Origin of the sequence: Bacillus sp. EE-W1 (genome assembly GCF_009760835.1) — a bacterium.
GTDB lineage: Bacteria > Bacillota > Bacilli > Bacillales > Bacillaceae_G > Bacillus_A > Bacillus_A wiedmannii.
In genome coordinates this window covers 438,220-463,206 of the sequence record NZ_WIPE01000056.1, presented here as the reverse complement: position 1 = coordinate 463,206, position 24,987 = coordinate 438,220, and the positions used below count along the sequence as shown (strand labels likewise).

General features: G+C 36.1%; 22 protein-coding genes and 1 pseudogene. 10 read left to right on the top strand and 13 right to left on the bottom strand.

Annotated features, from left to right (window positions below; translation table 11 throughout):
• Position 1: 1 nt before the first annotated feature.
• From nirD to GFJ36_RS09985, 4 genes are read left to right on the top strand one after another with little or no spacing between them, the layout of a single operon-like run.
• Positions 2-319, top strand: a complete 318-nt coding sequence (gene nirD / locus GFJ36_RS10000; RefSeq protein ID WP_098230729.1) for a nitrite reductase small subunit NirD — start codon at positions 2-4, stop codon at positions 317-319.
• 58 nt (positions 320-377) lie between these two features.
• Positions 378-1,802, top strand: coding sequence for a uroporphyrin-III C-methyltransferase (locus GFJ36_RS09995; RefSeq protein ID WP_088063166.1), 1,425 nt, complete (start codon positions 378-380; stop codon positions 1,800-1,802).
• Positions 1,799-2,509 carry a sirohydrochlorin chelatase gene (locus GFJ36_RS09990; RefSeq protein ID WP_088063165.1) on the top strand — a complete coding sequence of 237 codons (711 nt, stop codon included), beginning with the start codon at positions 1,799-1,801 and terminating at the stop codon, positions 2,507-2,509. Before GFJ36_RS09995 ends, GFJ36_RS09990 begins: the two co-directional genes overlap by 4 nt.
• Positions 2,502-2,972 (top strand): precorrin-2 dehydrogenase, encoded by a 471-nt coding sequence (locus GFJ36_RS09985; RefSeq protein WP_088063164.1) that lies wholly within the window; start codon positions 2,502-2,504, stop codon positions 2,970-2,972. The genes GFJ36_RS09990 and GFJ36_RS09985 overlap by 8 nt, the downstream gene beginning before the upstream one ends.
• A gap of 223 nt (positions 2,973-3,195) precedes the next feature.
• Here GFJ36_RS09985 and GFJ36_RS09975 read toward each other — a convergent pair.
• From GFJ36_RS09975 to moaA, 9 genes and pseudogenes are all read right to left on the bottom strand, one after another.
• A pseudogene (locus tag GFJ36_RS09975) lies at positions 3,196-4,104 on the bottom strand (AEC family transporter).
• A gap of 85 nt (positions 4,105-4,189) precedes the next feature.
• Entirely contained in the window at positions 4,190-4,933 is a 744-nt protein-coding gene (locus tag GFJ36_RS09970) for an amidohydrolase family protein (protein ID WP_088063162.1), read from the bottom strand.
• Positions 4,934-5,407: 474 nt separating this feature from the next.
• Positions 5,408-5,605 (bottom strand): PspC domain-containing protein, encoded by a 198-nt coding sequence (locus tag GFJ36_RS09965; protein ID WP_000737851.1) that lies wholly within the window; start codon positions 5,603-5,605, stop codon positions 5,408-5,410.
• 271 nt (positions 5,606-5,876) lie between these two features.
• Complete coding sequence (gene narK, locus GFJ36_RS09960; RefSeq protein ID WP_000841864.1) at positions 5,877-7,046, bottom strand: nitrate transporter NarK; 1,170 nt, start codon at positions 7,044-7,046, stop codon at positions 5,877-5,879.
• A gap of 80 nt (positions 7,047-7,126) precedes the next feature.
• Complete coding sequence (gene moaD, locus GFJ36_RS09955; protein ID WP_046953625.1) at positions 7,127-7,360, bottom strand: molybdopterin converting factor subunit 1; 234 nt, start codon at positions 7,358-7,360, stop codon at positions 7,127-7,129.
• Positions 7,357-7,827 (bottom strand): molybdenum cofactor biosynthesis protein MoaE, encoded by a 471-nt coding sequence (locus GFJ36_RS09950; RefSeq protein ID WP_046953626.1) that lies wholly within the window; start codon positions 7,825-7,827, stop codon positions 7,357-7,359. The genes moaD and GFJ36_RS09950 overlap by 4 nt, the downstream gene beginning before the upstream one ends.
• Positions 7,828-7,871: 44 nt before the next feature.
• Positions 7,872-9,161, bottom strand: a complete 1,290-nt coding sequence (locus GFJ36_RS09945) for a molybdopterin molybdotransferase MoeA (RefSeq protein ID WP_098082492.1) — start codon at positions 9,159-9,161, stop codon at positions 7,872-7,874.
• Positions 9,162-9,205: 44 nt separating this feature from the next.
• On the bottom strand, positions 9,206-10,219 hold the full coding sequence (locus tag GFJ36_RS09940; RefSeq protein WP_088609034.1) for a molybdopterin-synthase adenylyltransferase MoeB: 1,014 nt from the start codon (positions 10,217-10,219) through the stop codon (positions 9,206-9,208).
• Positions 10,220-10,236: 17 nt separating this feature from the next.
• Complete coding sequence (gene moaA / locus GFJ36_RS09935; protein WP_097889474.1) at positions 10,237-11,250, bottom strand: GTP 3',8-cyclase MoaA; 1,014 nt, start codon at positions 11,248-11,250, stop codon at positions 10,237-10,239.
• A gap of 279 nt (positions 11,251-11,529) precedes the next feature.
• Here moaA and GFJ36_RS09930 point away from each other — a divergent pair, with 279 nt between their 5' ends.
• The gene (locus GFJ36_RS09930) at positions 11,530-12,222 is read left to right on the top strand and encodes a Crp/Fnr family transcriptional regulator (protein WP_000185186.1); all 693 of its coding nucleotides are present in this window, start codon (positions 11,530-11,532) and stop codon (positions 12,220-12,222) included.
• A 93-nt stretch (positions 12,223-12,315) separates the two neighbouring features.
• Here GFJ36_RS09930 and narI read toward each other — a convergent pair whose 3' ends face one another.
• Genes narI through GFJ36_RS09910 form a run of 4 tightly spaced genes read right to left on the bottom strand, consistent with a single transcriptional unit; the run spans position 12,316 to position 18,721 of the window.
• Positions 12,316-13,005 carry a respiratory nitrate reductase subunit gamma gene (gene narI / locus GFJ36_RS09925; RefSeq protein ID WP_000969212.1) on the bottom strand — a complete coding sequence of 230 codons (690 nt, stop codon included), beginning with the start codon at positions 13,003-13,005 and terminating at the stop codon, positions 12,316-12,318.
• Positions 13,006-13,022: 17 nt separating this feature from the next.
• Positions 13,023-13,553: a nitrate reductase molybdenum cofactor assembly chaperone gene (gene narJ, locus GFJ36_RS09920; RefSeq protein ID WP_097889472.1), complete on the bottom strand. Its 531-nt coding sequence runs from the start codon at positions 13,551-13,553 to the stop codon at positions 13,023-13,025.
• Positions 13,554-13,572: 19 nt separating this feature from the next.
• Entirely contained in the window at positions 13,573-15,048 is a 1,476-nt protein-coding gene (narH, locus tag GFJ36_RS09915) for a nitrate reductase subunit beta (protein WP_097889471.1), read from the bottom strand.
• On the bottom strand, positions 15,038-18,721 hold the full coding sequence (locus tag GFJ36_RS09910; protein WP_098230728.1) for a nitrate reductase subunit alpha: 3,684 nt from the start codon (positions 18,719-18,721) through the stop codon (positions 15,038-15,040). Before GFJ36_RS09910 ends, narH begins: the two co-directional genes overlap by 11 nt.
• Before the next feature lie 476 nt (positions 18,722-19,197).
• On the opposite strand from GFJ36_RS09910, the gene GFJ36_RS09905 reads away from it, so the two are divergent.
• The 5 genes from GFJ36_RS09905 (at position 19,198) to GFJ36_RS09885 (ending at position 24,948) form a co-directional block, all read left to right on the top strand.
• Positions 19,198-19,698, top strand: a complete 501-nt coding sequence (locus GFJ36_RS09905; RefSeq protein WP_098082491.1) for a hypothetical protein — start codon at positions 19,198-19,200, stop codon at positions 19,696-19,698.
• A gap of 99 nt (positions 19,699-19,797) precedes the next feature.
• Positions 19,798-20,139, top strand: coding sequence for a hypothetical protein (locus GFJ36_RS09900; RefSeq protein WP_097889468.1), 342 nt, complete (start codon positions 19,798-19,800; stop codon positions 20,137-20,139).
• A 407-nt stretch (positions 20,140-20,546) separates the two neighbouring features.
• On the top strand, positions 20,547-21,509 hold the full coding sequence (locus GFJ36_RS09895) for an AAA family ATPase (RefSeq protein WP_098230727.1): 963 nt from the start codon (positions 20,547-20,549) through the stop codon (positions 21,507-21,509).
• Positions 21,509-22,723, top strand: a complete 1,215-nt coding sequence (locus GFJ36_RS09890; protein WP_098230726.1) for a DUF58 domain-containing protein — start codon at positions 21,509-21,511, stop codon at positions 22,721-22,723. The genes GFJ36_RS09895 and GFJ36_RS09890 overlap by 1 nt, the downstream gene beginning before the upstream one ends.
• On the top strand, positions 22,720-24,948 hold the full coding sequence (locus GFJ36_RS09885; protein ID WP_098082490.1) for a transglutaminase TgpA family protein: 2,229 nt from the start codon (positions 22,720-22,722) through the stop codon (positions 24,946-24,948). Before GFJ36_RS09890 ends, GFJ36_RS09885 begins: the two co-directional genes overlap by 4 nt.
• Positions 24,949-24,987: the final 39 nt, after the last annotated feature.

Here is a 24,987-nt window from a genome sequence, read left to right as displayed (position 1 = left end):
TATGATACAAACGAAAGAAAAAATAAAAGTTATGCGTGCAGAAGATCTTCCTATTCAAATCGGTAAAGAGGTACAAATGAAAGGTATGTCTATCGCCCTATTCCGCCTTTCAAATGGCGATATTCAAGCTGTAGAAAATCGTTGTCCTCATAAAAACGGACCATTAGCCGAAGGAATTGTATCTGGTGAATTCGTTTTTTGTCCACTGCATGATTGGAAAATTTCATTACTAACAGGTGAAGTTCAAAAACCTGATGACGGCTGTATTCAAATATACGAAGTAGAAGTTATTGATGGTGACATTTATTTATACATGTAATTTTCGAAAGGAAGCCTCCTCTGGCTTCCTTTTAAATAAAAATTGATGAGGTGCGATGATGAACGGATATGTATATTTAGTTGGTGCAGGACCAGGTGATGAAGGGCTTATTACAAAGAAAGCAATAGATTGTTTAAAGCGTGCAGATATCGTTTTATATGACCGTTTATTAAACCCTTTCTTTCTTAGTTATACAAAAGAAACATGTGAACTTATTTATTGCGGAAAAATACCAAAGAATCATACTATGCGACAAGAAATGATTAACGCCCACCTCCTTCAATTTGCGAAAGAAGGAAAAATCGTTGTCCGCTTAAAGGGCGGAGATCCATCTATTTTCGGCCGTGTTGGTGAAGAAGCAGAAACTTTAGCAGCAGCGAACGTTCCATATGAAATCGTACCAGGTATTACATCTAGCATCGCCGCTAGTAGCTATGCAGGTATCCCCCTCACCCACCGTAACTACAGTAATAGCGTCACTTTACTAACTGGGCATGCGAAAGGCCCTTTAACCGATCATGGAAAATATAATTCATCCCACAATAGCGACACAATTGCCTACTACATGGGTATAAAAAACTTACCTACAATTTGTGAAAACTTACTACAAGCAGGAAAGAAAAAAGATACGCCAGTAGCCGTCATTGAATGGGGTACAACCGGAAAGCAGCGCGTTGTCACAGGAACACTTTCAACCATTGTTCCTATCGTCAAAAACGAGAATATTTCAAATCCATCCATGACAATTGTTGGTGATGTCGTTTCCTTACGTAATCAAATCGCTTGGAAAGAACGTAAACCATTACATGGTAAAAAAGTTTTATTTGCATCCGCAACGAATAAAACAAGTTCAATGAAGCAAAAGTTACAAGAAGCCGGTGCAGAAATATATCAAATTCCTACTTTCAAAAAAGCAGAATACACATTAAAACTTGAACAAATCAATGAAATTTTTAACGTTGATCGCCTTGTATTTTGTTCAGCTGAAAGTGTAGAAATATTGATGCGATCATGTAGTAAACACCAAAAAGATATTCGTTCTTTACAGGCGCAACTACAACATATGAACGTTGCCACTCAAGAAAAACTTATACAATATGGACTACTAAGTAAACAAGCAGAGTTCTCTTCCGATACAACTGTTTATTTAGGACGAAATATTAACCGAATTGCTTTTATTCAAGAGACAATTGGTGCTGGGTCATATATGATGACTCATGAATATACAATTGATCATCGCTTCGATGAAGTCCATTCTCGTATGCTTTCTGAATTCTCATGGGATAGTATTGTATTTGAAGGGCGTGCCTCAATTGATACATTTCTATCAGAAATAAAACGCCTTGGCTTTAGCGATATTCTTACTCTTCCCTTCTCATATACCGACGTTCCAACTTTACACTATGCGAATAAAGTCGGACTTCATCATGTAGATGAGCAATTACAAGACATGGTTATGAAGAAAGATTTGGTGGTACGATGAAAGGAATTGTATATGTTGGACACGGGAGTCGCCTGCAAGAAGGTAATGAGCAATTCATTCACTTTATTCAATCTGTTATGAAAGAACGTAACGAAAGAATTCAAAAAATGGCTTTTCTAGAACTAACAACACCTACCATTTCGGATGCAGTTACAGAAACGATACTAGAGGGCGCAACTGAAATAATGATTGTACCTGTTTTATTATTTGCAGCAGCTCACTATAAACTTGATATTCCTTTTGAAATAGAGCAACTACAAAAGAAATATCCACAAATAACATTTTCAGTTGTACCACCCTTTAGTACGCATCCACATATGGTGGAACTTGTAGTGAAAAGAATACGTGAAACTATGCCAATGCAAGATAGTAGTATTTTACTCGTAGGAAGAGGTAGCAGTGATCCACAGCCGATACATGAGTTACAACAAATCGGAGCAGCTGTCGAACGAAAACTCGGTATGCCAGTATCGTGCTCCTTTTTAACGAAAGGAGCACCCTCTTTTACTGCTGAGCTCAAGGCTATAACATCGACTGCCTCCCATGTATATGTCATGCCCTATCTTCTCTTTACCGGACTGTTGCTTCAAAAAATTAAGTTGCATACAAAAAAACATGCTCACATCACGACTTGTAACTGTCTTCAGTTTGATACATATATGAAATTGACATTATTAGAACGAATGGAGGAATGTGTGTATGTATAACATGTACCCTCTTATGCTTAATCTAAATAAAAAAGTAGTTGTTATAGTTGGTGGAGGTAAAATTGCATATCGAAAAGCGTCTGGATTAAAAGATACAGGCGCTTTTGTCACCATTATCAGCCCAGAAATTTGCGAGGAAATGAAGGAACTACCTTATATTACTTGGAAGCAAAAAACTTTTAGTAATGATGATATTAAAGATGCTCATCTTATTTATGCAGCTACAAATCAACATGCTGTAAATATGATGGTCAAACAGGCCGCCCATGATTTCCAGTGGGTTAATGTTGTAAGTGATGGTACAAAATCATCGTTTCACACACCTGGTGTCATCCGACATGATGAATATGTTGTCACTATTTCAACTTCAGGTAAAAATCCATCATATACAAAGCGTTTGAAGCAGGCACTAACATCTATATTTCCTAAACTTATAAAAAAGCTTTCTCGTACTCACAAATAATAATCTATTTCTTAGCTAAAATAGTAATTACCTTTGGACAAACGTTTTTTAGAAGCGTTTGTTCTTTTTGTTTTGGTTCCTTTTTTGAATTAAGCCGCTTGATTATTAGGCATGGTACAATTGTAAACGACACCTAATATATCAAAGACTGTTTTCTTCTCATATTGATGGGATTTCTGTCCATCATTTACCGCCTCAAATCTAATCGTTTTTGCATGTATATTCAAAACAAAATATATGACAAATAAATAACGACAGTTACTGTAATAATGCTGAAAAGTGTTGAAAATAGAACGATTTGCGCATGTAATTCAGGCTCTATTTGATACTCCATAGCAATCGTTGATGTATTTCTTGAAGTAGGAAAAGAACTTGCAATAAATAATGATTGTGCAACAATACCATCAATGTTTAGTAGGTAGATCATGGCAATGGTCCCATCAATAATCTTCCAATTAAAGCCCATGTTATGACTCGATGGAAAAAATTAAGCTTAATGTTGGATATTTGCGCTCCTAGCAATATGAGTGCTATTGCAACAAAACTATTCGCAAGCTGATTAAGAGGTAGAAAGATAGAATTAGGTATTTGAATTGTAAAAGATTGAAAGAGAACCCCTAATATGAGTGCATGAAATACAGGCAATCTTAGAAATGATTGAATAATACTTCCGATTGTTTTTGTTGCTGATAGTAAGTTATATATCCCATATGAATAAGTTAAAATATTCTGAAAAAATAACAATGAAAATCTGAATGGAAACCCCCACTGGATTGTGACTGAAAATCAATTGACTTACTGGTAATCCATAATTACCGGAATTCATTAACGAAATGCTATTTTTTAGAGCTGCACTTTCTCCTTTTTCTAACTTTAATGTTTTTGAAATGAAATGACTTACTATCATCACACTCAGACTGTAAAGCATTAAATAGTATATTATCTGGAGCAACAAACCTGTTTCTATACTAATATCATATATATTCACAAATACAGCCGCTGGCATCAAGCAATAATTAATAAGTGTTGATAGCTGCTTTAAGTTAAATTGGAACTTCCTTTGTAAGGTTGCACCAATTAGCATCAATATTAATATTGGTAATATTACGTCTAATATAATAAAAACAAACATTTAAAACCTCATTCTACATATATTTTAGTTTGATTAAACGCTTTACTAAATTTGGACACATTTAATTCAAATGTAGACCATGACGCTACCCAAAATACCATTTAAAAGCATTCGTATACAGGATGTTATCGGTAGCTTGTTCATCAAATAGCTGTTGAATCAATTTGATATCTCCATACTCAAAAGGTCTTTTTGCTCTTGTAGATGGTAAATCTGTTCCAAACATAAGTGCATATGGGTTAACTTCATAAATCGACTTTAAGGCATTCTCAACATCTAATTCGACACGACCAAAACCAGTAGCTTTCACATGTACCCCTTTATCAACTAGTTTTAATAAATGTGGTAAACCTTCTTCTGATAACCCTAAATGGTCAATTGATATAGCTGGTAATTTTTCTATAGTGGATGCAATTTCGGGCAACTCTTTTGCATCCATATAAAGCTCACTATGCCATCCTACTAAATCATGAACTCTTCTAGCAAAGTAATCCAGCTTCGATAAATCTTCTGAACCACCTCTTTTAATATTAAAGCGTAATGCTTTTACCCCATTTTCATTTAAATTTAGTATTTCTTCATCCGTCACTGTAAAAGGTAATTGTGTTACGCCACAAAATGTTGAACCCAACTGTTTTAGTGCCTTTAATAAATATTCTTGATCAAACCCTTGGAAAGAACCAGATACGATCGCTCCACCAATTACATTCAAATTAGGAGATTCATTCTGATAATCTTCTACAACAAAGTTGGGTGGAAAATACCCTTGGTTCTCAATAATCGGAAAATTAAAATCAATAATATGAAAATGTGCATCAAAAATTCTCATTTCATTTCCCTCCCCTCTCTTTTCTTTAACATATCAAATATGACTCATAAAGAAAATTATGGATTATTTATACAAATTCATAATTTTATCTTATCGACCTAAACTTTATTTTAAGTGTACTTTTTCATAATATCCATTAGCCTTACCAAAAAATCTGGCCCTAAAAAATATGAAGTTTTTTCTTGTTATAAATACCGTCATATATTTTTAAATTTTCGGGATATTCCTATACATTTATATTAATATATAGTTTTTAGAAAGGAGCGACTATTTATCGATTCGTTAGCGATCAATAGTCATCGTTTCATTCAAAAGTTATTATTTTCGTTCTCGATATATTCCGAATGTTTTATGAGGATTTTTCGTTTGTTCATTTCAGTCTTATAACAATCGTACTGTAGCTTTTACTTTGGAAACTTTCAATAGACAAAAAACAGCGTTCTCGATTGTAGAATTAGATTTAAGTTCATACATTTATCTCTTAATATCTTTATCTGTAGGCAAAACAATTGCAGCTATTATATAAAGTAACACTGTAAATCCGCTAGAAAAAAAAGCGGATAATGCAGTTACTATGCGAAGGATACTTACATCAATTCCATACTTATCACTTAAGCCACCTAGTACACCTGAAACTTGTTTATCTTGAGTAGACTTATATAATTTTTTCATCTAAACACCCCGATCCGATTAAATATTTGTATTCTAAAAATTAGCTCAATCTTTGGAATAGATTTAACATCCCTTTAACTAACTTGCCCTTTAATTGAATAACATCTGATATCTATATTTTAACATAAAATTCCATAAAACTTCTGTTTTTCATTTTTAAACCACATTATTTTAGAATACAAGTGTTTGTTAAGCTAGCAATAAAAAACATATCGAAGCCTATTACTAAAAGAACCATCCTAGATTACTTTAGGATGGTTCTTTTTCTTTATTAATGATTTTTTAACATCACTAACAGCTTTTCTTGACTATACATCCACACTGTAATGATTAAACAAGCAAGTGCGACTTCTGATAATGCCATAAATCCAATTGCATAATGGCCTGTTAGTTGGAATAGTAAAGTTAAAATTAGGGGCGGGAAGAACCCTCCTAGTCCGCCTAAAGCTGAAACGAGTCCATTTACAATACCAGCTTGTTCTGAGAAGTACATGGGAACAAGTTTGAAGATTGTACCATTACCAATCCCTGCACAAAATGCGACTAGTAGGCAACCAAATGTATACACGTTCATACTAGGCATAAATGATAAAATAATACCTGAAAGTGTTAAACCGATAAATACGAAGATTAATATTTTAAACGGGTTAAACTTATCACCAAGCCAACCACCAATCGGACGCATAATTGTTGCTAATACGATGAATCCAGCTGTCCGCATACCTGCATCCACTTTCTCTAATCCGAAGTGAGATACTAAGAAGTTTGGTAAGTATACGGTAAATGCAACAAACGATCCGAATGTTAAAAAATAAAAGATACATAGAAACCAAAGTTTTTCATTTTTATATACACCTTTTATTTGTTCCATTAGTGGCGTATTCACCTTTTTCTCCTTACGATCGCCTAATAAAAAGTTCATAAGTGCAAACGCTGCAAGTAAAACTAAATAACACTGTACTGTCGTTCGCCAGCCAACTGAAGTTGCAATGACAGGTGCTAAAAACGAAGTAATTGCTGTTCCGGCGTTACCGACACCGTAAATACCATTTACAAAACCGTGACTCTCTTTCGGAAAGTATTTCGGTAAAGAAGTTACGCCTACGGAGAATACAGCTCCACCGATCCCTACAAATAATCCACCAATAATTAAATCCATCATTGAATTGGCAACACTAATATAAAAGACAGGAAATAATAATAGAATAAAACTAATAAAGAATAATTTTCTTGCGCCGAAACGATTTGTCCAATAACCAATCGGAATGCGAAGAACAGAACCTAAAATAACCGGTACTGCCGTTACCATAGAAATTTGTCCCGCAGTTAATGGAATATCCGCTTTAATATAAGGCATTAATGATGATAAAATGACCCATACCATAAAACCGATAACTAGATTAGAAGTTTGTAAACTTAATTGAAAATTAGGACTTTTCATCCTGTTCCCTCCTATGTATGCATAGTTATATTCATTCCCTCCAGCCTAATCACGTCCTTACATGATTAGGCTGAAAAGAATCAACCACCACTTACTGGCGGAATTATCGCTATGACATCGCCAGTTTGAATGATGTCATCCTCATTTGCATACTCTTCATTTATAGCGACCATTATCTCATTTGAAATTGCTACGTTGTATTTCGTGATAAGGACTTCCTTTAGTTCAGCAACTGTAATATTTTCATAATCTATGTGTAATGCTGGCTTGCTTACTTCTTCTTGTAAATGTGCAAATAATAGTACTTCAATCATATTCTCATCCCCTTTCCAGGCTCATCATTCTCATATGCTACCTTTTCTAACTGATCACCTATCCATGATTCACCATCTTCCCAAAATTCTTTCTTCCAAATTGGAACGATTTGTTTTATACGCTCCATAATATATTCGTTCGCCTCATAGGCTGCTTTCCGGTGTGGTGTAGAAACAGAGACGACAACAGCAAGATCAGAAATTTGTAATGTACCAATGCGATGTGTAATGGCGACATTTGTCCCAGGCCACTTCTCTCCTACTTCGGTGCCAATTTTCTTAAGCTGTTTCTCCGCCATTGACTTATATGCTACATACTCTAAATATAGCGTACGACGGCCTTTCGTAAATTCTCTAACAGTACCAATGAAAGTTGCAACTGCGCCACATTCACGAAGAATTACTTTGTTTGTAACTTCTTCAATTGAAATAGGTGTATCAATTACTTCATAATACGTATGTGTCATCTCGCACCTCTTATCTTTGTATAAGTTAGCAATCTATTTTTCTATTATTTGTATGATCGAAGTGGTTCTTCCCACGGCCACTCACTTCCGGCGCTTGATTCTAATAACAGTACCGAAACAGTTATTCCTGCTTCAAATCCTCTCGTTCCTCCCGGCAGGACGATAAATGCGTTGGCCTCTGCAAGTGAAGAAATTGCACTAGATTTGTCTAAACCAACTGGTGTAGCTTGCAATGTTCCATCTACAATTTCCACTTTCCCTCGTACAAAACGAGTAAATGGGTTTGCTTTCAGAAAGTCTTTCTGTAATATTGCCTCTGCACGATATATGTGCGAATCTTTTCTATGCAAATATGTTCCAATGACTGGCCGAACATATAATTCACAACCGACATAACAAGCAGAAGGATTACCAGATAGACCAAATAATAGTTTCCCCTCTAGCTCAGCTACAGTTGTCACACTTCCTGGTCGCATCGCTATTTTGTTAAAAAGTACATTAGCTCGTAATCTCTCATAAATAGCAGGTAAATAGTCATAGTCTCCTACCGAAACACCACCAGTTGTAATTAAAATATTGACTTCTTTTATCGCTTTTTTCACAGTGTTATAACATGTCTCAAAATCGTCAGCAAATTGTCCATAATACTGTACAACTCCGCCCGCTCGTTCAACTTGAGCAGCTATCATATAGGAGTTACTATTTCGAATCTTCCCTGACTTTAATTGTTCATGTACTTCAAGCAGTTCACTTCCTGTCGTTACAATTCCAATAACCGGCTGTTTTACAACGTGAACGGTACTATAACCAAACGTTGAAAGAAGCACCACTACTCCAGGGTTAATAACAGTCCCTTTTTTCACAAGGATGGTATTTTGTTTTACATCTTCACCTTTAAAAGAAATGTTATCACCAGCGGCGAAGGAGCGTTTTAATTTCATATACGTCTTTTCTTTTTCTTCAAATCCTTCCGTTAGCTCTAACATAACAACCGCATTACACCCTTTCGGAATTGCGGCTCCTGTCATAATACGGACAGCTTGAAATGCTTTCACTTCTTCTGTAAAAACAAAACCGGCTCCAATTTCACCAATCACTTCAAACAGAATGGGATTACTGCTACTTGCTTCTTTTGTATCTTCTGCTCGAATCGCAAACCCGTCATATGGAGAGCGATCAAAATGAGGGACATCATGATCTGCAATAACAGCTTCTCCAAGCGTTCTACCGTAGCTTTCTATAAGAGAAACCTTTTCTATTTCACCTTGGTAGGCATATTCCATTACACGCGCAACTGCTTCTACCACTGGAATTGGTATACGTTTTTCTAACATTCTTTTTTCACCTCTTTCCAATAAGGTGCCACTCACTTTTCTGTTCACCCTATATATGTTGCGTATAATCGTTTTGCTATTTTCACATCATTTGTCCCATGAATAAATGCCCTACCGTCTGTAAATAAAACGAAACGATATTCATCAATTAGAAATGATAGTAAGTATGGCGTTTTTTTGACATGTACACTCTTTTGTAATCGTTTTTGAATTTCGTTTAAATTAAGATTTTTCTTTATTCCTGAACGGATTTGAACTGTATTCCGTCCGCATAACACTTCCGTTTTCATTTGCGTTTCAAATGTTAAACTTGGATACGTTCGTGATTTTCCGCAAGATGGACATGTACTTTTTTTCTGTCTATTTACTTTTAATGAGAGATATTGATTGTTCCAAATATCAAATGATAACATCGTCCCTCTTAACGACTCATAATCATCCACCAATATTTTCATCGCCTCTGTTACTTGGTGAGCAACAACCATTTGTACAGCTGGCTGAATGATTCCGGCTGTATCGCATGTTGCACCGCTCATAGGATGGTCCATTAGGCAGCGAAAACATGGTGTTTTCCCAGGAAGAATTGTATACGTTACACCGTAACTCCCGATGCATCCGCCGTATATCCAAGGTATATTCTCTTTTTGTGAAATGTCATTTATAAGTAAACGCGTATCGAAATTGTCAGTCGCATCTATGATAAGGTCCACATCTTTTGTTAACTCTTCTATTTCTTGCATTGTGACATCTGTTACAACTGGTACAATTTCCACTTCAGAATTAATCTTTCTTACATGTTCTGCCGCTGCAATTGCTTTCGGTTTACAATGCTTTGCATCTTCTTCTGTATATAACTGTTGCCGCTGTAAATTACTCCATTCGACGTAGTCACGATCGGCAATTGTCAATTTCCCAATTCCCATCCTAACGAGCGCTTCCGCATTTGCAGCTCCTAGTGCACCCGCACCGATTAGGAGCACTTGCTTTTCTCTTATTTTTCTTTGACCCATTTCACCAATTCCAGAAAACAATACTTGCCTTGAATATCGCTCTTGCATAGAGAATCCTCCTTTCGCTATCCGCCAATGTATGACATTTCAACTTTTGGACGTTTATTTGTACTTTCCACCGTTCTTTCATCTGAATATCGATCTGTTCTATATCTCCATGTATGTTGTAAAATTTTTAATAGTGAGGCATCCGAAATATTTTCTCGAAGAAGCGTTCGCAAATCCGTTCCTTTTTCTCCAAATAAGCACGTAAAAAACTTACCGTCTGCCGAAATACGAGCTCTCGTACAAGAAGAACAAAATGACTCTGATACTGAAGTAATAAACCCAACTTCTGCATTGCTCCCTACATATCGATACAATTTCGCAACTTCTCCAAAGTAACGAGGTGTAACAGGCTCAACTGGATATACGCGATTAATCTTCTCTATTAATTGTTCCTTCGTAATCACTTGTTCAAAGTTCCATCCGTTCGTACTGCCCACATCCATAAACTCAATAAAACGAAGCTGAATTTCTTGTTCTTTAAAATAACGAGCCATATGTAGGATTTGGCTATCATTCATTCCTTTTTTTACGACCATATTTACCTTTACTTCTAATCCTGCAGCCTTTGCTGCTTCAATTCCTTTTAATACAGGTTTTGTGCTTACATTTCGGCCATTTATATTTTTGAAGACGTGATCCTCTATCGCATCTAAACTAATATTTACACGTTTTAATCCCACGTCTTTTAACGCCTGAGCTTGTTTTGCTAAATGAATACCGTTTGTTGTGAGCCCAATATCTTTTAAGCCTTCTAGCTTTGCAAGTCTTTCAATTAATTTCGGTAAGTCTTTACGCAATAACGGTTCGCCACCAGTAAGCCTAATTTTTTCAACTCCCATACTTATAAATAACCTAGCTAGTCTCTCTATTTCATCAAAAGATAATAAAAACTCTTCCTGTAAAAAAGCGTAATGAGGTCCGAACACTTCAGCAGGCATACAATATGTGCACCTAAAATTACAACGATCAATAACTGAAATACGTAAATCTTGAAGTGGACGTTCTAAAGAATCTTTCATTTTCTCGTACATCTATATCCCTTCTTTTCTGCTGCAATCCTTAGTAAGTTTTCAATTTTTCATTTGCCTTTATTATAAAAAAGAAGCTACATATTCAATGTGACTTTTCTCACATCACTTTCCCCATTCAAAAATTCTTCACAAATCCGTTCGAATTTTGTTCACATCTTCAGTGCCTACTCCTTACGGTCATTGAAATTTCACTTATATTTTTAAAATAGCTCTTGCATTTCCAGCATACTTACACTCAAAATAGGAAATGGATTGCTTATAAGAAGAAAGGTGATTGCTGTGACAAACAGTATGAAATTATCTCAAGATTTAAAGGAATTACTTGCATCTGTTGAATATAAAATGCAGATAAAAAAAGGTAGTTTTATTTTTCAAGAAGGTATGGAGGCAACCGAACTCTATATTATCCACTCAGGAAAAGTACAAATTAGTAAACTTAGTGCTGACGGACAAGAATTAACACTTCGAATTTGTTCGGCATATGACATTATTGGAGAATTAACATTGTTCACGGACGATGCGAAGTATTTATTAAATTCAAAATGCCTTGAAGATGTTGAAGTAGGCGTTATCAAGCGTGAAGCGTTAGAAAGAGAATTACTCCAAAAGCCCGCACTTGTATTTGAATTTATGAAATGGATTAGTGAACATTTAAGAAGAATGCAAACGAAGTTCCGAGATTTAGTATTACACGGCAAAAAAGGTGCCCTTTATTCTACTCTCATTCGAATGACAAATAGTTACGGTGTATTAAAAGAAAATGGTATTCTCATCGATTTACCGTTAACGAATCAAGAACTCGCTAATTTCTGTGCAACTTCACGCGAAAGTGTAAATCGAATGTTAAATGAATTAAAAAAGCAAGGTACAATTTCTATTCATAAAGGAAAGATTACAATCCACGATTTACAATTTTTAAAACGTGAAATTGCTTGTGAAGATTGCTCTGCTTCTGTTTGTAGTATTGATTAGCGTCTTATTTAGATACTTATACCTATAAAGAAAGCCGAGGTCTCCAATTAGATCTCGGCTTTCTTTATAAGTTACTAAACATATAAAACAACATTATTTTTTCAATTCATTTGGAATACGTCTTCTGTAAATTACATAACTACGGCTTATATATTTAATTGGGGCACTAAATACATGTACTAGTCTTGTAAATGGCCATACTGCGAAAAGCCCCATTCCTGCAAGAATATGAATTTTAAACCATACAGGTACTTCCATCATATATTCAACTTTCGGTTGGAAAATGAAGAGGCTTCGGAACCACGGACCGATCGTTGTACGATAATCAAACCCTTTTGAGTCGATGTTTAAAAATGTTGAGGAAAGCCCTGCTAGCATTACGATAAGTAATAAAATAAGCGCAATATAATCTCCCTTTGTGCTCGTTGCAATGATACGTTTTACTGTTACGCGGCGGTACGTTAATATAATTAAACCGATGATAGAAGCAACACCTGCCGGAAGTCCGAAACTAATTGCTACTACATGATACATATGCTCCGAAATACCTATTGAACGGTATACAGCCTCTGGAATTAAAATCCCCATAACATGACCGCCAATTACGAACATGATCCCAAAGTGGAATAATAGACTTCCGATTCGGAGCATTTTCTTTTCTAATAGTTCACTAGATTTTGATGTCCATCCAAATTGATCATAGTTGTATCTGAAAATATGCCCACCAATAAAGATCGCAAAAATGATATAGGGAAACAATACCCATAGAAATTGATCCATCATTTTGACAACTCTCCTTTCTAATTTGTCTGTACACCCCATGTATCGATAGCGAGTAGAACAGCCGCAAGAATTGGTTCATACATACTATCTGCATCTTTTAACTGAACGTGTAATGCTTGTATGTTTTCTTTGTATTTACTCATAATTTCTTCACTGTCTTGCTCATTTGCATTGGCAAAAAACTCGAGTAATAACGGTAAATAATCAGGTAGTTCTTTATCTGTTACTTCAAAACCAGATTTTTTATAATGCTGTTTTAACTCTAATAACTCAATACCTCTTTCTCTTTGTTCACCTGTGTTCATATAAGTAAGATACATATTTGTCTTTTTACCAAAATCGAATGTATATACGTAAACATCAATTAATTGATCGTTCGTTTTATCTAGCGCTTGTTTTATAAATACTGTAAGTGCTACTTTAACGTCTTCCTGTTCAATCGCTTCAATCTCTTCTTGCAATTCAGCTAAAGCTTCTCTCCACCCTAGTTCCGGGTAGGAGAGAAGGAATGAAGAACATGAAAAAGCAGTTTGTAAACTTTGTTTCATATTTTTCCGCCCCCATTATTTAAGAAATTGTCGTGCAAGAGCCTGGGCCACCTGCGAAGGATAAACCACAGCTTCCTTGTTCGTTATATAAATCTGCAACTTGCTCGCGGTGAGTGGCCGGAACGACGAAGCGATCTTTATATTTCGCGATAGCAAGAAGACGATACATATCTTCTACATCCAGTTTCGTTAAGCCGAGTTCTTTTAATACCGATTCATTTGGTTCTTTATTAATTTGCAATGCTCTCATATGCGTTCGCATAACAGCCATTTTTTTCAACGTAAGACGAATATGTGATTCATCTCCTGCAGTGAGTAAATTCGCTAAATATTGAATTGGAATACGCATATTATCAATAGCAGGGAAAATCTCTTCTGCTTGCCAGTTACTACCTTTCCCCTCCACCATGTTCATAATTGGGCTAAGCGGTGGGATATACCAAACCATTGGCATTGTACGATACTCTGGATGAAGAGGTAGAGCGATTTTCCAATCGATAATCATTTTATAGATTGGCGACTGTTGTGCCGCTTTAATCCATTCTTCAGGAATCCCTTGTTTTTTCGCTTCAGCTGCTACTTCTGGATCATTTGGATCTAGGAAAACAGTAAGCTGAGATTCATATAAATCTTTTTCATCTTCAACAGACGCCGCTTCTTTTACTTTGTCAGCGTCATATAGCATTACCCCAATATATCGAATACGTCCTACACATGTTTCCGAACAAATCGTTGGCATACCCGCTTCAATACGCGGGAAGCACATTGTGCATTTTTCAGCTTTATTCGTTTGCCAGTTAAAATACACTTTTTTATACGGACAAGAAGATACGCAGAATCTCCAAGCACGACATGCATTTTGATCTACAAGGACAATCCCATCTTCTTCACGTTTATACATCGCACCCGATGGACACGAAGATACACAAGATGGATTCATACAGTGTTCGCATATGCGCGGTAAATACATCATAAAGACATTTTCAAAATCCGTTTTAATTTCTTCTTCCATTTTCTTTACGTTCGGGTCTTGCAATCCTGTTATATGTCCGCCTGCTAAATCATCTTCCCAGTTTGGACCCCATTCAATTTTGTCAATAAATTCACCCGTAATTGCTGATTTCGGACGAGCAACTGGTTGATGCTTACGCTGCGGACTATTTGTTAACGTTTCATAATCATAGTTCCAAGGTTCAAAGTAATCATCAATTGTTGGTTGATCTGGATTGTGGAAAATATTCATAAGGCGCTTCATTTTTGAACCGGATTTCAGCTGAATTTCACCATTTTTCAATTCCCAGCCACCTTTATATTTATCCTGATCTTCCCATTGCTTTGGATAACCAATACCAGGTTTCGTTTCTACGTTATTGAAATACATATATTCAGCACCTGGACGATTTGTCCAGGTGTTTTTGCACGTTACACTACAAGTATGGCAGCCGATGCATTTATCTAGATTCATTACCATTCCGACTTGTGCTTTAATCTTCAAGCCAATCTACCTCCTTCAGTTTACGAATTACTACGTTTAAGTCACGCTGGTTACCAGTCGGACCATAGTAGTTAAATCCATAGCTTAATTGACCATATCCGCCAATCATATGTGTTGGTTTGACATGAATACGGGTTGGACTATTATGCGTTCCCCCGCGGGTGCTTGTTAATTTCGTACCAGGCACGTTAATGTGACGATCTTGCGCATGATGCATAAATGCCATTCCTCTCGGTATACGGTGCGTTACAACAGCACGCGCTACAACAACTCCGTTACGGTTAAAGCACTCAATCCAATCATTATCTGCAACGCCAGCTTCTGCAGCGTCCTCTTTATTCATCCAAACAGTTGGACCACCTCTAAATAGCGTTAACATCGGTAATGAATCGAAATACATACTATGAATTGACCACTTATTATGTGGTGTTAAATAGTTTAAAGTAATTTCTTTCCCTTCTACTTCAGGCCGTGATTTACGGAACGGCTTATGTTGCAGAATTGGTTTAAATGTTGCCATCGTTTCACCAAATTCTTTCATCATGTCATGATCTAAATAGAAAGATTGTCGACCAGTGATTGTTCTCCAAGGAATGAGACGTTCTACATTTGTAGTAAATGGTGAATAACGGCGTCCACCTTTTTCTGAACCTGTAAATGCTGGAGAAGTAATTACTGTTTTCGGCTGCGCTGTAATTTGTTCGAATGTGAAGCATTCTTCTTCACGTTCTTCTGCTAAATCACGTAGTTTTAAATCCGTTTGTTTTTCAAGTGCTTCCCATGCTTTTACAGCCATATGACCGTTTGTTGTAGAAGAAAGTGTTAATACCGCTTCAGCAGCATTAATTGCTTCTTTTATGTCTGGGCAACCTTTCGCAATAGAATCCGTTCGAACGACTCCTAATCGGCTCTTTAATTGCTCATATTCTTTTTCCGCAGACCAAGAAATCCCTTTCGTACCAATTGGCTGTTTTCCGGTATTTGGTCCTAGCGCAGTCATTTTGTCATAAATCGTTTTATAATCCCTTTCGACAACATGAATTTGTGGCATCGTTTTACCTGGGATTGGTTCACACTCACCTTTGCTCCAATCTTTAATCTTGCCAAGTGGTTGCGCTAATTCTTGTGGTGTATCGTGAAGAAGTGGTGTTGCAACAACTTCTTTCATTGGTTCAAGATCGATTTTCTTCGCTAAATCTGACACAGCTTTAGAAAGAGAAGTGAAAATGTCCCAGTCAGAGCGCGCTTCCCACGGCGAACCGACTGCTGGATTAAATGGATGTACAAATGGATGCATATCTGTACTACTTAAATCATGCTTTTCATACCAAGTTGAAGCAGGTAAGACGATATCAGAATAAAGTGCTGTTCCAGCCATACGGAAATCTAAATTAATGAGTAAATCTAACTTCCCTTCTGGTGCTTCTTCATGCCACTTAATTTCTTCTGGTCGTAACGAATCACTATCGTCATTCATTAATCCGTTTGTCGTACCTAACAAATGTTTTAAGAAATATTCATGTCCTTTACCAGAACTTGAAATTAAGTTTGCACGCCATACGAATAAGTTGCGCGGGTAGTTTTTTTTATTATCTGGATCTTCAATCGCAAATTTCAGTTCTTTTTCTTTTAATTTTTGTGCAACGTATTTCCCGATTTCTTCTTGCGTTGTTGCACCAGCAGCAACAGCTTCTTTATATAATTCAATCCCATTTTTCTCGAATGTCGGATACGAAGGCAACCAGCCAAGTCGTGCCGCTAATACGTTGTAATCACCGTGATGTTGATAACGAGAGTTGCCTTCCACTGGTGATGCTAAATGTCCCACTGGTGTATCTTCATAGCGCCATTGATCTGTTACGAAATAGAAGAAAGATGTACCGTTTTGTAATTTTGGTGGCCCTTGCCAATCTTTTGCCATCGCGATTGTTTGCCATCCTTCCGCTGGTCGTAATTTTTCTTGACCAACGTAATGCGCCCAACCACCGCCGTTTACACCTTGCGCTCCGACGAGAAGTACAAGATTTAAAACTGCGCGATAAATCATATCAGAGTTAAACCAATGGTTAATACCAGCTCCGACAATAATCATTGAGCGACCGTTCGTATCAACAGCATTTTGTGCGAACTCACGAGCGATTTGAATAATAAGCTCACGTTTTACTCCTGTCATTTTCTCTTGCCATGCAGGTGTAAACGGTACGTCATCATTGAAGTCTTTCGGCTCTTGTCCGCCAAGTCCTCGGTTCACACCGTAATTTGCTAACGTTAAGTCGTATACAGTTGTAACGAACACTTCACCTTCTTCTGTCATAACCTTTTTCACTGGAATTGTTCGTTCTAATACTTTGTTTCCATCATCAGAGAAGTACGGAATTTGTACAGTTTGAACACTATCCTCCATTCCAAGTAAAGAAAGACGTGGATCAATCTTTTCACCTGTTTCTTCATCTTCTAAACGTAAGTTCCATTTCTTTTCATTATCCCAACGTGACCCCATTGTGCCGTGAGGTGTTGCAAAATCATTCGTATTCTCGTTCCAAAGTACAGGTTTCCATTCCCCTAACTTCGTTTCGCGTCCAATATCAGAAGCATTTAAGAAACGATCAGCAACGAATTGATCCCCTTTTTGTTTCAATGTGACGAAGAAAGGAAAATCAGTATATTGTTTCGCATACTTTGTGAAGTATTCCACTTGATTATCTACGTAAAATTCTTGTAAGATTACGTGCCCCATTGCCATCGCAAGCGCACCATCTGTACCTTGTTTCACACTAATCCAATCATCCGCAAACTTTGTAGATTCAGCGAAGTCAGGACTGACAGAAACGACTTTCGTTCCTTTATATCGAACCTCTGCTAAAAAGTGTGCATCTGGTGTTCTCGTCATCGGTACATTTGAACCCCATGTCATAATGTAACCAGAGTTATACCAGTCACTACTTTCTGGTACATCTGTTTGATCGCCCCAAATTTGGGGAGAAGCTGGTGGTAAATCTGCATACCAATCATAGAAGCTAAGCATCGGTCCACCCATAAGTTGCATAAAGCGACTACCAGCTGCATGACTTAACATCGACATAGCTGGAATTGGTGAAAAACCAACATTTCGGTCTGGACCGTATTTCATTACTGTGTATAGTAATGAAGCAGAAACGAGTTGTAACACTTCATCCCAATTCGCACGAATGAATCCCCCTTTACCACGCGCCTGCTTATACGTACGTGCCTTCTCAGCGTTTTCCACAATGCTTTTCCAAGCGTCTAGTGGTGACTCGTTATTTTGTAATTCTTCTTGCCACATATTCCAAAGAACACCACGTACATACGGATATTTCACACGAAGTGGACTGTAAATATACCAAGAAAAACTTGCTCCACGCGGACATCCTCGCGGTTCAAAATCAGGCATATCAGGACCTGTAGTCGGATAGTTAAGCTCCTGCCCTTCCCAAGTTACAATTCCATCTTTCACATAAATATTCCAACTACATGAGCCAGTACAGTTCACGCCGTGTGTAGAACGAATTACTTTATCATGCTGCCAACGCTTTCTGTACACATTCTCCCATTCACGATCTTCATATGTTTCTTGTGTATGATTATCGTTATAACGATCTATTGGTGAAAAATATTTTAAACGTCTCATTAGTGCTGAAGGTTTCTTCTTCATACTGTTCACTCCTTTAATACGTCTCTCTTCCATACCCTTACTATAAGAGAGGTTGTAAAATACAGATGTGACATTTCGCACAGTTCAAGAGATTGTCAAAAATTCCGGAGCAAATATAAAAAAGTGAAAATCTAATCGTTGTGGAGGGTTCACATCCTTCACTGACTGTTAAATTACTTCCTTGCTTCTAGCAAAGTTTAAGATGTAGTACAGATTAAAATGAGCGAGCAAAAAATTTCTTATATAATAGCGGAAGTAATTTGGGAATAGTTAAATTTGATTTGCCTAAATCGTAAGATAAGTTTATAAATGAAAATACAATACTTTCAATCCACCATACTAAGGGTAAATATCCTGAAAATAGTTGAACCAAAAACGCCAGGAAATCCATATGATTTGCCAGCAACTTGGATTGAATGAAGAGAAGAATACACCAGAATGGCAGGATATTAAGATAATAATAAAAGGAGTAGATTATGATATTAGAACCGCTTTATGCAGAAAACATTATAGTAGCCGTCATATATAAAAATGAGTTTAGGTGGTATGTAACAGATAAAGAACTATGGTTTTTAGATTATAATAAATTAGATAATGCATATAAAAATTTAGGTATAAGCATTGAAGATGATGATGAAACGGAAGAAAGAAATGGAATAAAAGTATTAGATCATGAAAATGTAGAAGTATTTTTAGTAAGGATTAATCAATATAAAACAACTAAAGAAGAATTAAATTATTTACTACTTGAAAATATTAAAAGGAAGAATGCAGGAGAAGATCTATTAGATTATAGTCCAGTCTTATTAATTAACTTTGATAATAAAATACTATATTCAATGTTTCCAGAACCGGCATCATACGAAAACTATGTACCAAAAGATTGGATAGGTACATATGAAGATTTCACTGAACTCATACCTACATCAGAGAGATATTGGATAAATAAGTTTAATAACAATCTACTTTTACTATAAATGTAAGTAAGACAAGAGTAATGATAGTATAAGAATTTATTACCTTAATAGAGAAGTAAATATAGTCACTAAAGCCAGAAATAAAGGAGTAAAATAGTCATGAAATATCCATATAGTTTTGAAGTACTTAACAGTAGTGATTTAGTTATGAGACTTCCTCAAAAAATAAAACTTGTTGAAACTTTTTTAGGAATTGAAGTTTCAGCTTTTGGAGATTGGATTTTAGAAGAAATACATAGTGTTTTAAACGGAGAAGAAAATTATGTAGTAGTAAATGGCAACATTTGCGGTTTAGAAATCTGGAACGACACAACTACTGTGTTAGACAATTTAGCCGAAGATGGTAAAGGAGAATATTGTGAGATTGAAACAATGGAATTGGTAGAATTGATTCATATTTGGTTAAATAAACGAAAAGAATATAAAAAAGATAAAAAATAAAGGAGTGTAATAATTTAAATAGATGGCCTCTTCATGTGAAGCCGACTTTATTTTATTCATATACATTTTAATCACAAGGCGTATTAATATATGTTCCAAACTTTACGCGTAGGGTTTCCTACGCTATTTATTTTGCTCATTGAGGTTAATCTTTCCTTTCCTTCCCCTCTTCTACTTTTACCGACGATACTATTCTATATCAAAACGTATTTCCTATAAAACTAGAAATCATTATTTACCATATTGCCCTTAGTTACGGAAACAATTATACTAGATGTAATCAGAATAAATAATCTGAATATTCTCAGAATTAAAGATGGAATCTTTATTGCCCGCAATTAGATGGATACATTCTAGTTTTCACTAAATAGATTAGACAACGATAATAACACATTAGGAGGATTATGATGCACCAGCTTGACTCATTACATCCCATTATAGAAAAAATAATTAACAATATTGAAAAGTTAATGGTCGGAAAGCGAAAAGAAACGATCTTAGCTTTGACAGCTCTCTTAGCTGAAGGTCATGTACTATTAGAAGATGTGCCTGGCGTTGGGAAAACAATGTTAGTACGTGCACTTTCTAAATCAATTGATGCTGATTACAAGCGCATTCAATTCACACCTGATTTACTGCCGTCAGATGTTACAGGTGTTTCTATTTATAATCCGAAAGAGCTCCAATTTGAGTTCAAGCCTGGACCAATCATGGGGAATTTTATACTTGCTGATGAAATTAATCGTACATCTCCAAAAACACAATCTGCCTTACTTGAAAGTATGGAAGAAGGCAATATTACAATAGATGGCATAACAAGACCGTTACCAAAACCGTTCTTTGTAATGGCTACGCAAAATCCGGTCGAATATGAGGGAACATATCCTTTACCAGAAGCACAGCTCGATCGTTTCTTATTGAAACTAAAAATGGGATATCCTACACAAGAAGAAGAATTTGAAATTTTAAACAGGATGGAAAAAACAAATCCCCTCTCCCATTTACAAGCTATTACAACAATAGAAGAATTACTTTATTTACAACAAAGCATACGGGAAGTAAGCATGGAAAAAGCAATCAAGCATTACATTGTAAAGCTTGTTAGTCAGACTCGTTCTTATAGTTCTATTCAACTAGGTGCAAGTCCACGTGGCTCGATTGCTTTAATGAAAGCTTCACAAGCTTATGCATTCATCCATGGTAGAAATTATGTTATTCCAGACGATGTTAAATTTTTAGCTCCCTACGTGTTAGCTCACAGACTCATTCTAAAAATGGAGGCAAAATTTGAAGGAATAACAGGAGAACAAATTATCGCAAAAATCGTTGCGCGAACTACCGTACCTACTCAAAGGAAGATGAACCTTTGATGAAACGGATACTACGAGCACTCTATCATTTTACTAAGTTATCACTCATTCCGTTATGCCTAGTCTTAACATTTGTATACGCTATGCTTCAAGGAGGATTTGTAAGTTGGTTTTTGTTTTACAGTGCGATTCCTATTGGCCTTTATTCACTATTGCTTCCCTTCTTTGCTTTACGGAACGCCGAGGTAAAACGAATAACAAATCAAGACGAATATGTAGCAGGAGAACCATTTTTAAGTACGATTACAATAAAAAGAAGTTTCCCTTTTCCCTTACTTTATTTAATTATAGAAGATGAACTGCCATCACAATTTACAAATTGTAAACAAACGAAGATGAATAAAGTAATACTCTTTCCAGGATTGAAACGAAATATTTCGTTTCAATATGCAATTGACACAATCCCTAGAGGAGAGCACTCTTTTTCAAGCGTACGTGTCAAAACTGGCGATCTATTCGGTATGATGGAGAAAGAAGTAACTTTTTCAGTTCCAGATACATTTTTAGTCTACCCTCAGTATGTAGATATAACATATCGACAAATGGAAAATCATTTCGAACAAGGAGCACTTTCAGCAAATATAAAATTAGTAAAAGACTCTACCATTTCTGTCGGTGTCAGGGAATATAAACCTGGTGATCGTTTTTCGTGGATTGATTGGAAAGCAACTGCACGAACAAACAACATTATGACGAAAGAGTTTGAACAACAGCGCAGCCATAATATTATGATATTCATGGACAGAACCCCATCCCCTCTATTCGAATCAGTCGTCACATTTACTGCCTCTATTGTCAGGTCTGTCTTGAAGCAAAATTCACCGGCGTCATTCGTATCTGTCGGAAAAGAACGAACTTTTTTCCCTTTAGACAATGGAGATAGTCAGTTACATCAAATCTTTTGTCATTTAGCGAAAGTACAAGCAGATAGTGTATTCCCGCTCTCCCGGAGTGTAGAAATGGAATTAAGAAAAATTTATGAGCCCGTCACGATTATACTCGTGATAAGCGATCTTTCTCCCGATATTCAAAAGGCGGCTGACTTTGCTGCTATAAAAAACAGAAAATTAATGGTGTTTGTCGTAAAAGAAAAAGCAAATCAACTCTCACACCGAGAACTCAGTATTCTAGAAACTCTACAAAAACGACAAATATTTGTAAATGTGGTTTATGGAAACCAGTATACAAACGTTTTTTTTGAGGTGAGCAAATGATAACATTACAGGCAAAAAAACAATGGGATATGACTAGATTTTTCATGCATGCATGCGCATTTCTACTTTTACTAGAATGGCTAAGGCCCCTCGTAGGTATTACAAACGTAGGTAGATTAGATGTTTTCGTAATATTTATAGGGATTTGCTTCACTCTCTCTTTTTTTCAAATAAAATGGCAGATTCCAATAAAGATCGTCACGATTTTATTCATCATTCATTTCTTATATTATAAAAACGCTTTTATAAATCCATCTTGGCTAATGAAATTTTTTACTGATATTTCTCGAAATGCCTCCTTGTTATTTCAGGGGAATTTGCTAGAGGTTTCTCCAGTTTTTCCAACACTTTTATTTTTTTTATCCTTTTGGTTTTTGAGTGCTTTCATCTCTTTTTGGATGATTCATAAAAAACGTGGGCTGTTATTTCTTATATTGACTATTATTTATATCACCGTTTTTCATAACTTACATTTATATCATGCAAACTACGCTATTATTCGTACTGTTGTCATCGGCTTTTTTATGCTTAGTCTTCTCCGCATAGAACGAATAAAAGAGATGGAACACTTACAAAATTATGCTAGAGAAATCTCAAAATTACTTAAACCTCTTACAATATTTATTGTATTGTCAGCAACTATCGCATACTTTGCTCCAAAATTTGGCCCTCAATGGCCAAACCCAATGGATTTTTTAAAATTCAACACATCCGAAGCAAGTAAAAAACAAGAAGTTTCTAAAATTGGGTATGGTTTAGATGATTCGCGATTAGGCGGTCCTTTTAAGGCGGATCCTACAATTGTTTTCACAGCACAAACGCAAAACAAACAATATTGGAGAGTCGAAACGAAAGATTTTTATACAGGAAAAGGCTGGGAAGTTTCTGAAAATCAAAAAAAGGTTTCTTTTAAAAATAAAAACGACGTCGTGAGCTGGTACGAACAAAATACAAAAACGGAGGCCACTGAGGCAACAATCACCATGAAAAAAAGTTATCCACACCTTACCTATCCAGCAGGATTAGTATCAGTTGAGGCTTCTTCAGATATATCATACAGCGTTGACCCCTTTTCAGAAAAAATCTATACGATGCACGGAGACTCCTCTACTACTTTAAATTCATATAAAGTAACGTATGAGATCCCGGAGTTTTCCATAGAAAAATTGAAAGCTGTAAACACGAATGAAGGCCAAGAAACAAATCCTTATTTCATGACAAAGTACACGCAACTTCCCGAATCATTACCGCAGCGAGTAAGAGACTTAGCTGTTAATCTAACAAATGATAAAGACAACCGATATGATAAAGTATTAGCTATTGAAAATTACTTCACCGACCATTCTTTCGTATATGAAACAATGAATGTGTTGTTCCCTGCCAAAAATCAAGATTATGTTGATCAATTCCTTTTTGATACAAAAAGCGGCTACTGTAATAATTTTTCGACATCTATGATTGTGTTACTTCGTTCTGCTGGGATTCCTGCTCGATGGGTAAAAGGTTATACAGAAGGAACTCTTGATAACACACTAGTTGGTGCAGAAGGTGAGGATGTATATAAAATCGCGAACGATAACGCACACTCTTGGGTCGAAGTATATTTCCCAGGATACGGATGGATTCCATTCGAACCAACAAAAGGATTTACCAATCCCTATAATTTCACAAATAATACTCCTGCTCCTACTTTACAAAATAGTGAAGAAACTAATGCTCAAAACGCGGAAATGTACAAAAAAAACAATGAAGCAAAGCTTAAAAGTTTAATAGAAGATACAGAAGAAACTCCTACTAAAAAGCTTACAAATTCTAAAAATAGATTTTCTTGGTGGTACGTATTCCTCTCTACGATACCAATTAGTATCATCGGATACATTCTCTTCGCTACTAGAATGAAATGGATTACATTTTTTATTATTCTTTTCTACAAATACCGAAAAGATGATGCTGTTTATAGCAAAGCTTACGGTGCACTTTTAAAACAATTTGGCAGAATTGGTATACCACGAGGGGACAGTCAAACATTCCGAGAATATGCTCTCCACATTGATACACTTTACAACTCGGCTCATATGCAACAACTTACTTTCAGTTATGAGAACGCTATGTATCAAAAGGGACAGGCCGTAGCAGAATGGAAGAAATCCGTACACTTATGGGAAATTCTTATGAAAAAAGCAGCCTCTCCGCCTAAATCAAATGACTTCCATTCAGCGATTTAATCTTGTTAATGTGAGTTCACAGAAAAAGCCTTAAAGAAC

Coding starts and splice junctions, on each gene's coding strand:
- nirD (WP_098230729.1), top strand. CDS start 2: ATGATACAAACGAAAGAAAAAATAAAAGTTATGCGTGCAGAAGATCTT.
- GFJ36_RS09995 (WP_088063166.1), top strand. CDS start 378: ATGAACGGATATGTATATTTAGTTGGTGCAGGACCAGGTGATGAAGGG.
- GFJ36_RS09990 (WP_088063165.1), top strand. CDS start 1,799: ATGAAAGGAATTGTATATGTTGGACACGGGAGTCGCCTGCAAGAAGGT.
- GFJ36_RS09985 (WP_088063164.1), top strand. CDS start 2,502: ATGTATAACATGTACCCTCTTATGCTTAATCTAAATAAAAAAGTAGTT.
- GFJ36_RS09970 (WP_088063162.1), bottom strand. CDS start 4,933: ATGAGAATTTTTGATGCACATTTTCATATTATTGATTTTAATTTTCCG.
- GFJ36_RS09965 (WP_000737851.1), bottom strand. CDS start 5,605: ATGAAAAAATTATATAAGTCTACTCAAGATAAACAAGTTTCAGGTGTA.
- narK (WP_000841864.1), bottom strand. CDS start 7,046: ATGAAAAGTCCTAATTTTCAATTAAGTTTACAAACTTCTAATCTAGTT.
- moaD (WP_046953625.1), bottom strand. CDS start 7,360: ATGATTGAAGTACTATTATTTGCACATTTACAAGAAGAAGTAAGCAAG.
- GFJ36_RS09950 (WP_046953626.1), bottom strand. CDS start 7,827: ATGACACATACGTATTATGAAGTAATTGATACACCTATTTCAATTGAA.
- GFJ36_RS09945 (WP_098082492.1), bottom strand. CDS start 9,161: ATGTTAGAAAAACGTATACCAATTCCAGTGGTAGAAGCAGTTGCGCGT.
- GFJ36_RS09940 (WP_088609034.1), bottom strand. CDS start 10,219: ATGCAAGAGCGATATTCAAGGCAAGTATTGTTTTCTGGAATTGGTGAA.
- moaA (WP_097889474.1), bottom strand. CDS start 11,250: ATGTACGAGAAAATGAAAGATTCTTTAGAACGTCCACTTCAAGATTTA.
- narI (WP_000969212.1), bottom strand. CDS start 13,005: ATGATGGATCAATTTCTATGGGTATTGTTTCCCTATATCATTTTTGCG.
- narJ (WP_097889472.1), bottom strand. CDS start 13,553: ATGAAACAAAGTTTACAAACTGCTTTTTCATGTTCTTCATTCCTTCTC.
- GFJ36_RS09910 (WP_098230728.1), bottom strand. CDS start 18,721: ATGAAGAAGAAACCTTCAGCACTAATGAGACGTTTAAAATATTTTTCA.
- GFJ36_RS09905 (WP_098082491.1), top strand. CDS start 19,198: ATGATATTAGAACCGCTTTATGCAGAAAACATTATAGTAGCCGTCATA.
- GFJ36_RS09900 (WP_097889468.1), top strand. CDS start 19,798: ATGAAATATCCATATAGTTTTGAAGTACTTAACAGTAGTGATTTAGTT.
- GFJ36_RS09895 (WP_098230727.1), top strand. CDS start 20,547: ATGCACCAGCTTGACTCATTACATCCCATTATAGAAAAAATAATTAAC.
- GFJ36_RS09890 (WP_098230726.1), top strand. CDS start 21,509: ATGAAACGGATACTACGAGCACTCTATCATTTTACTAAGTTATCACTC.
- GFJ36_RS09885 (WP_098082490.1), top strand. CDS start 22,720: ATGATAACATTACAGGCAAAAAAACAATGGGATATGACTAGATTTTTC.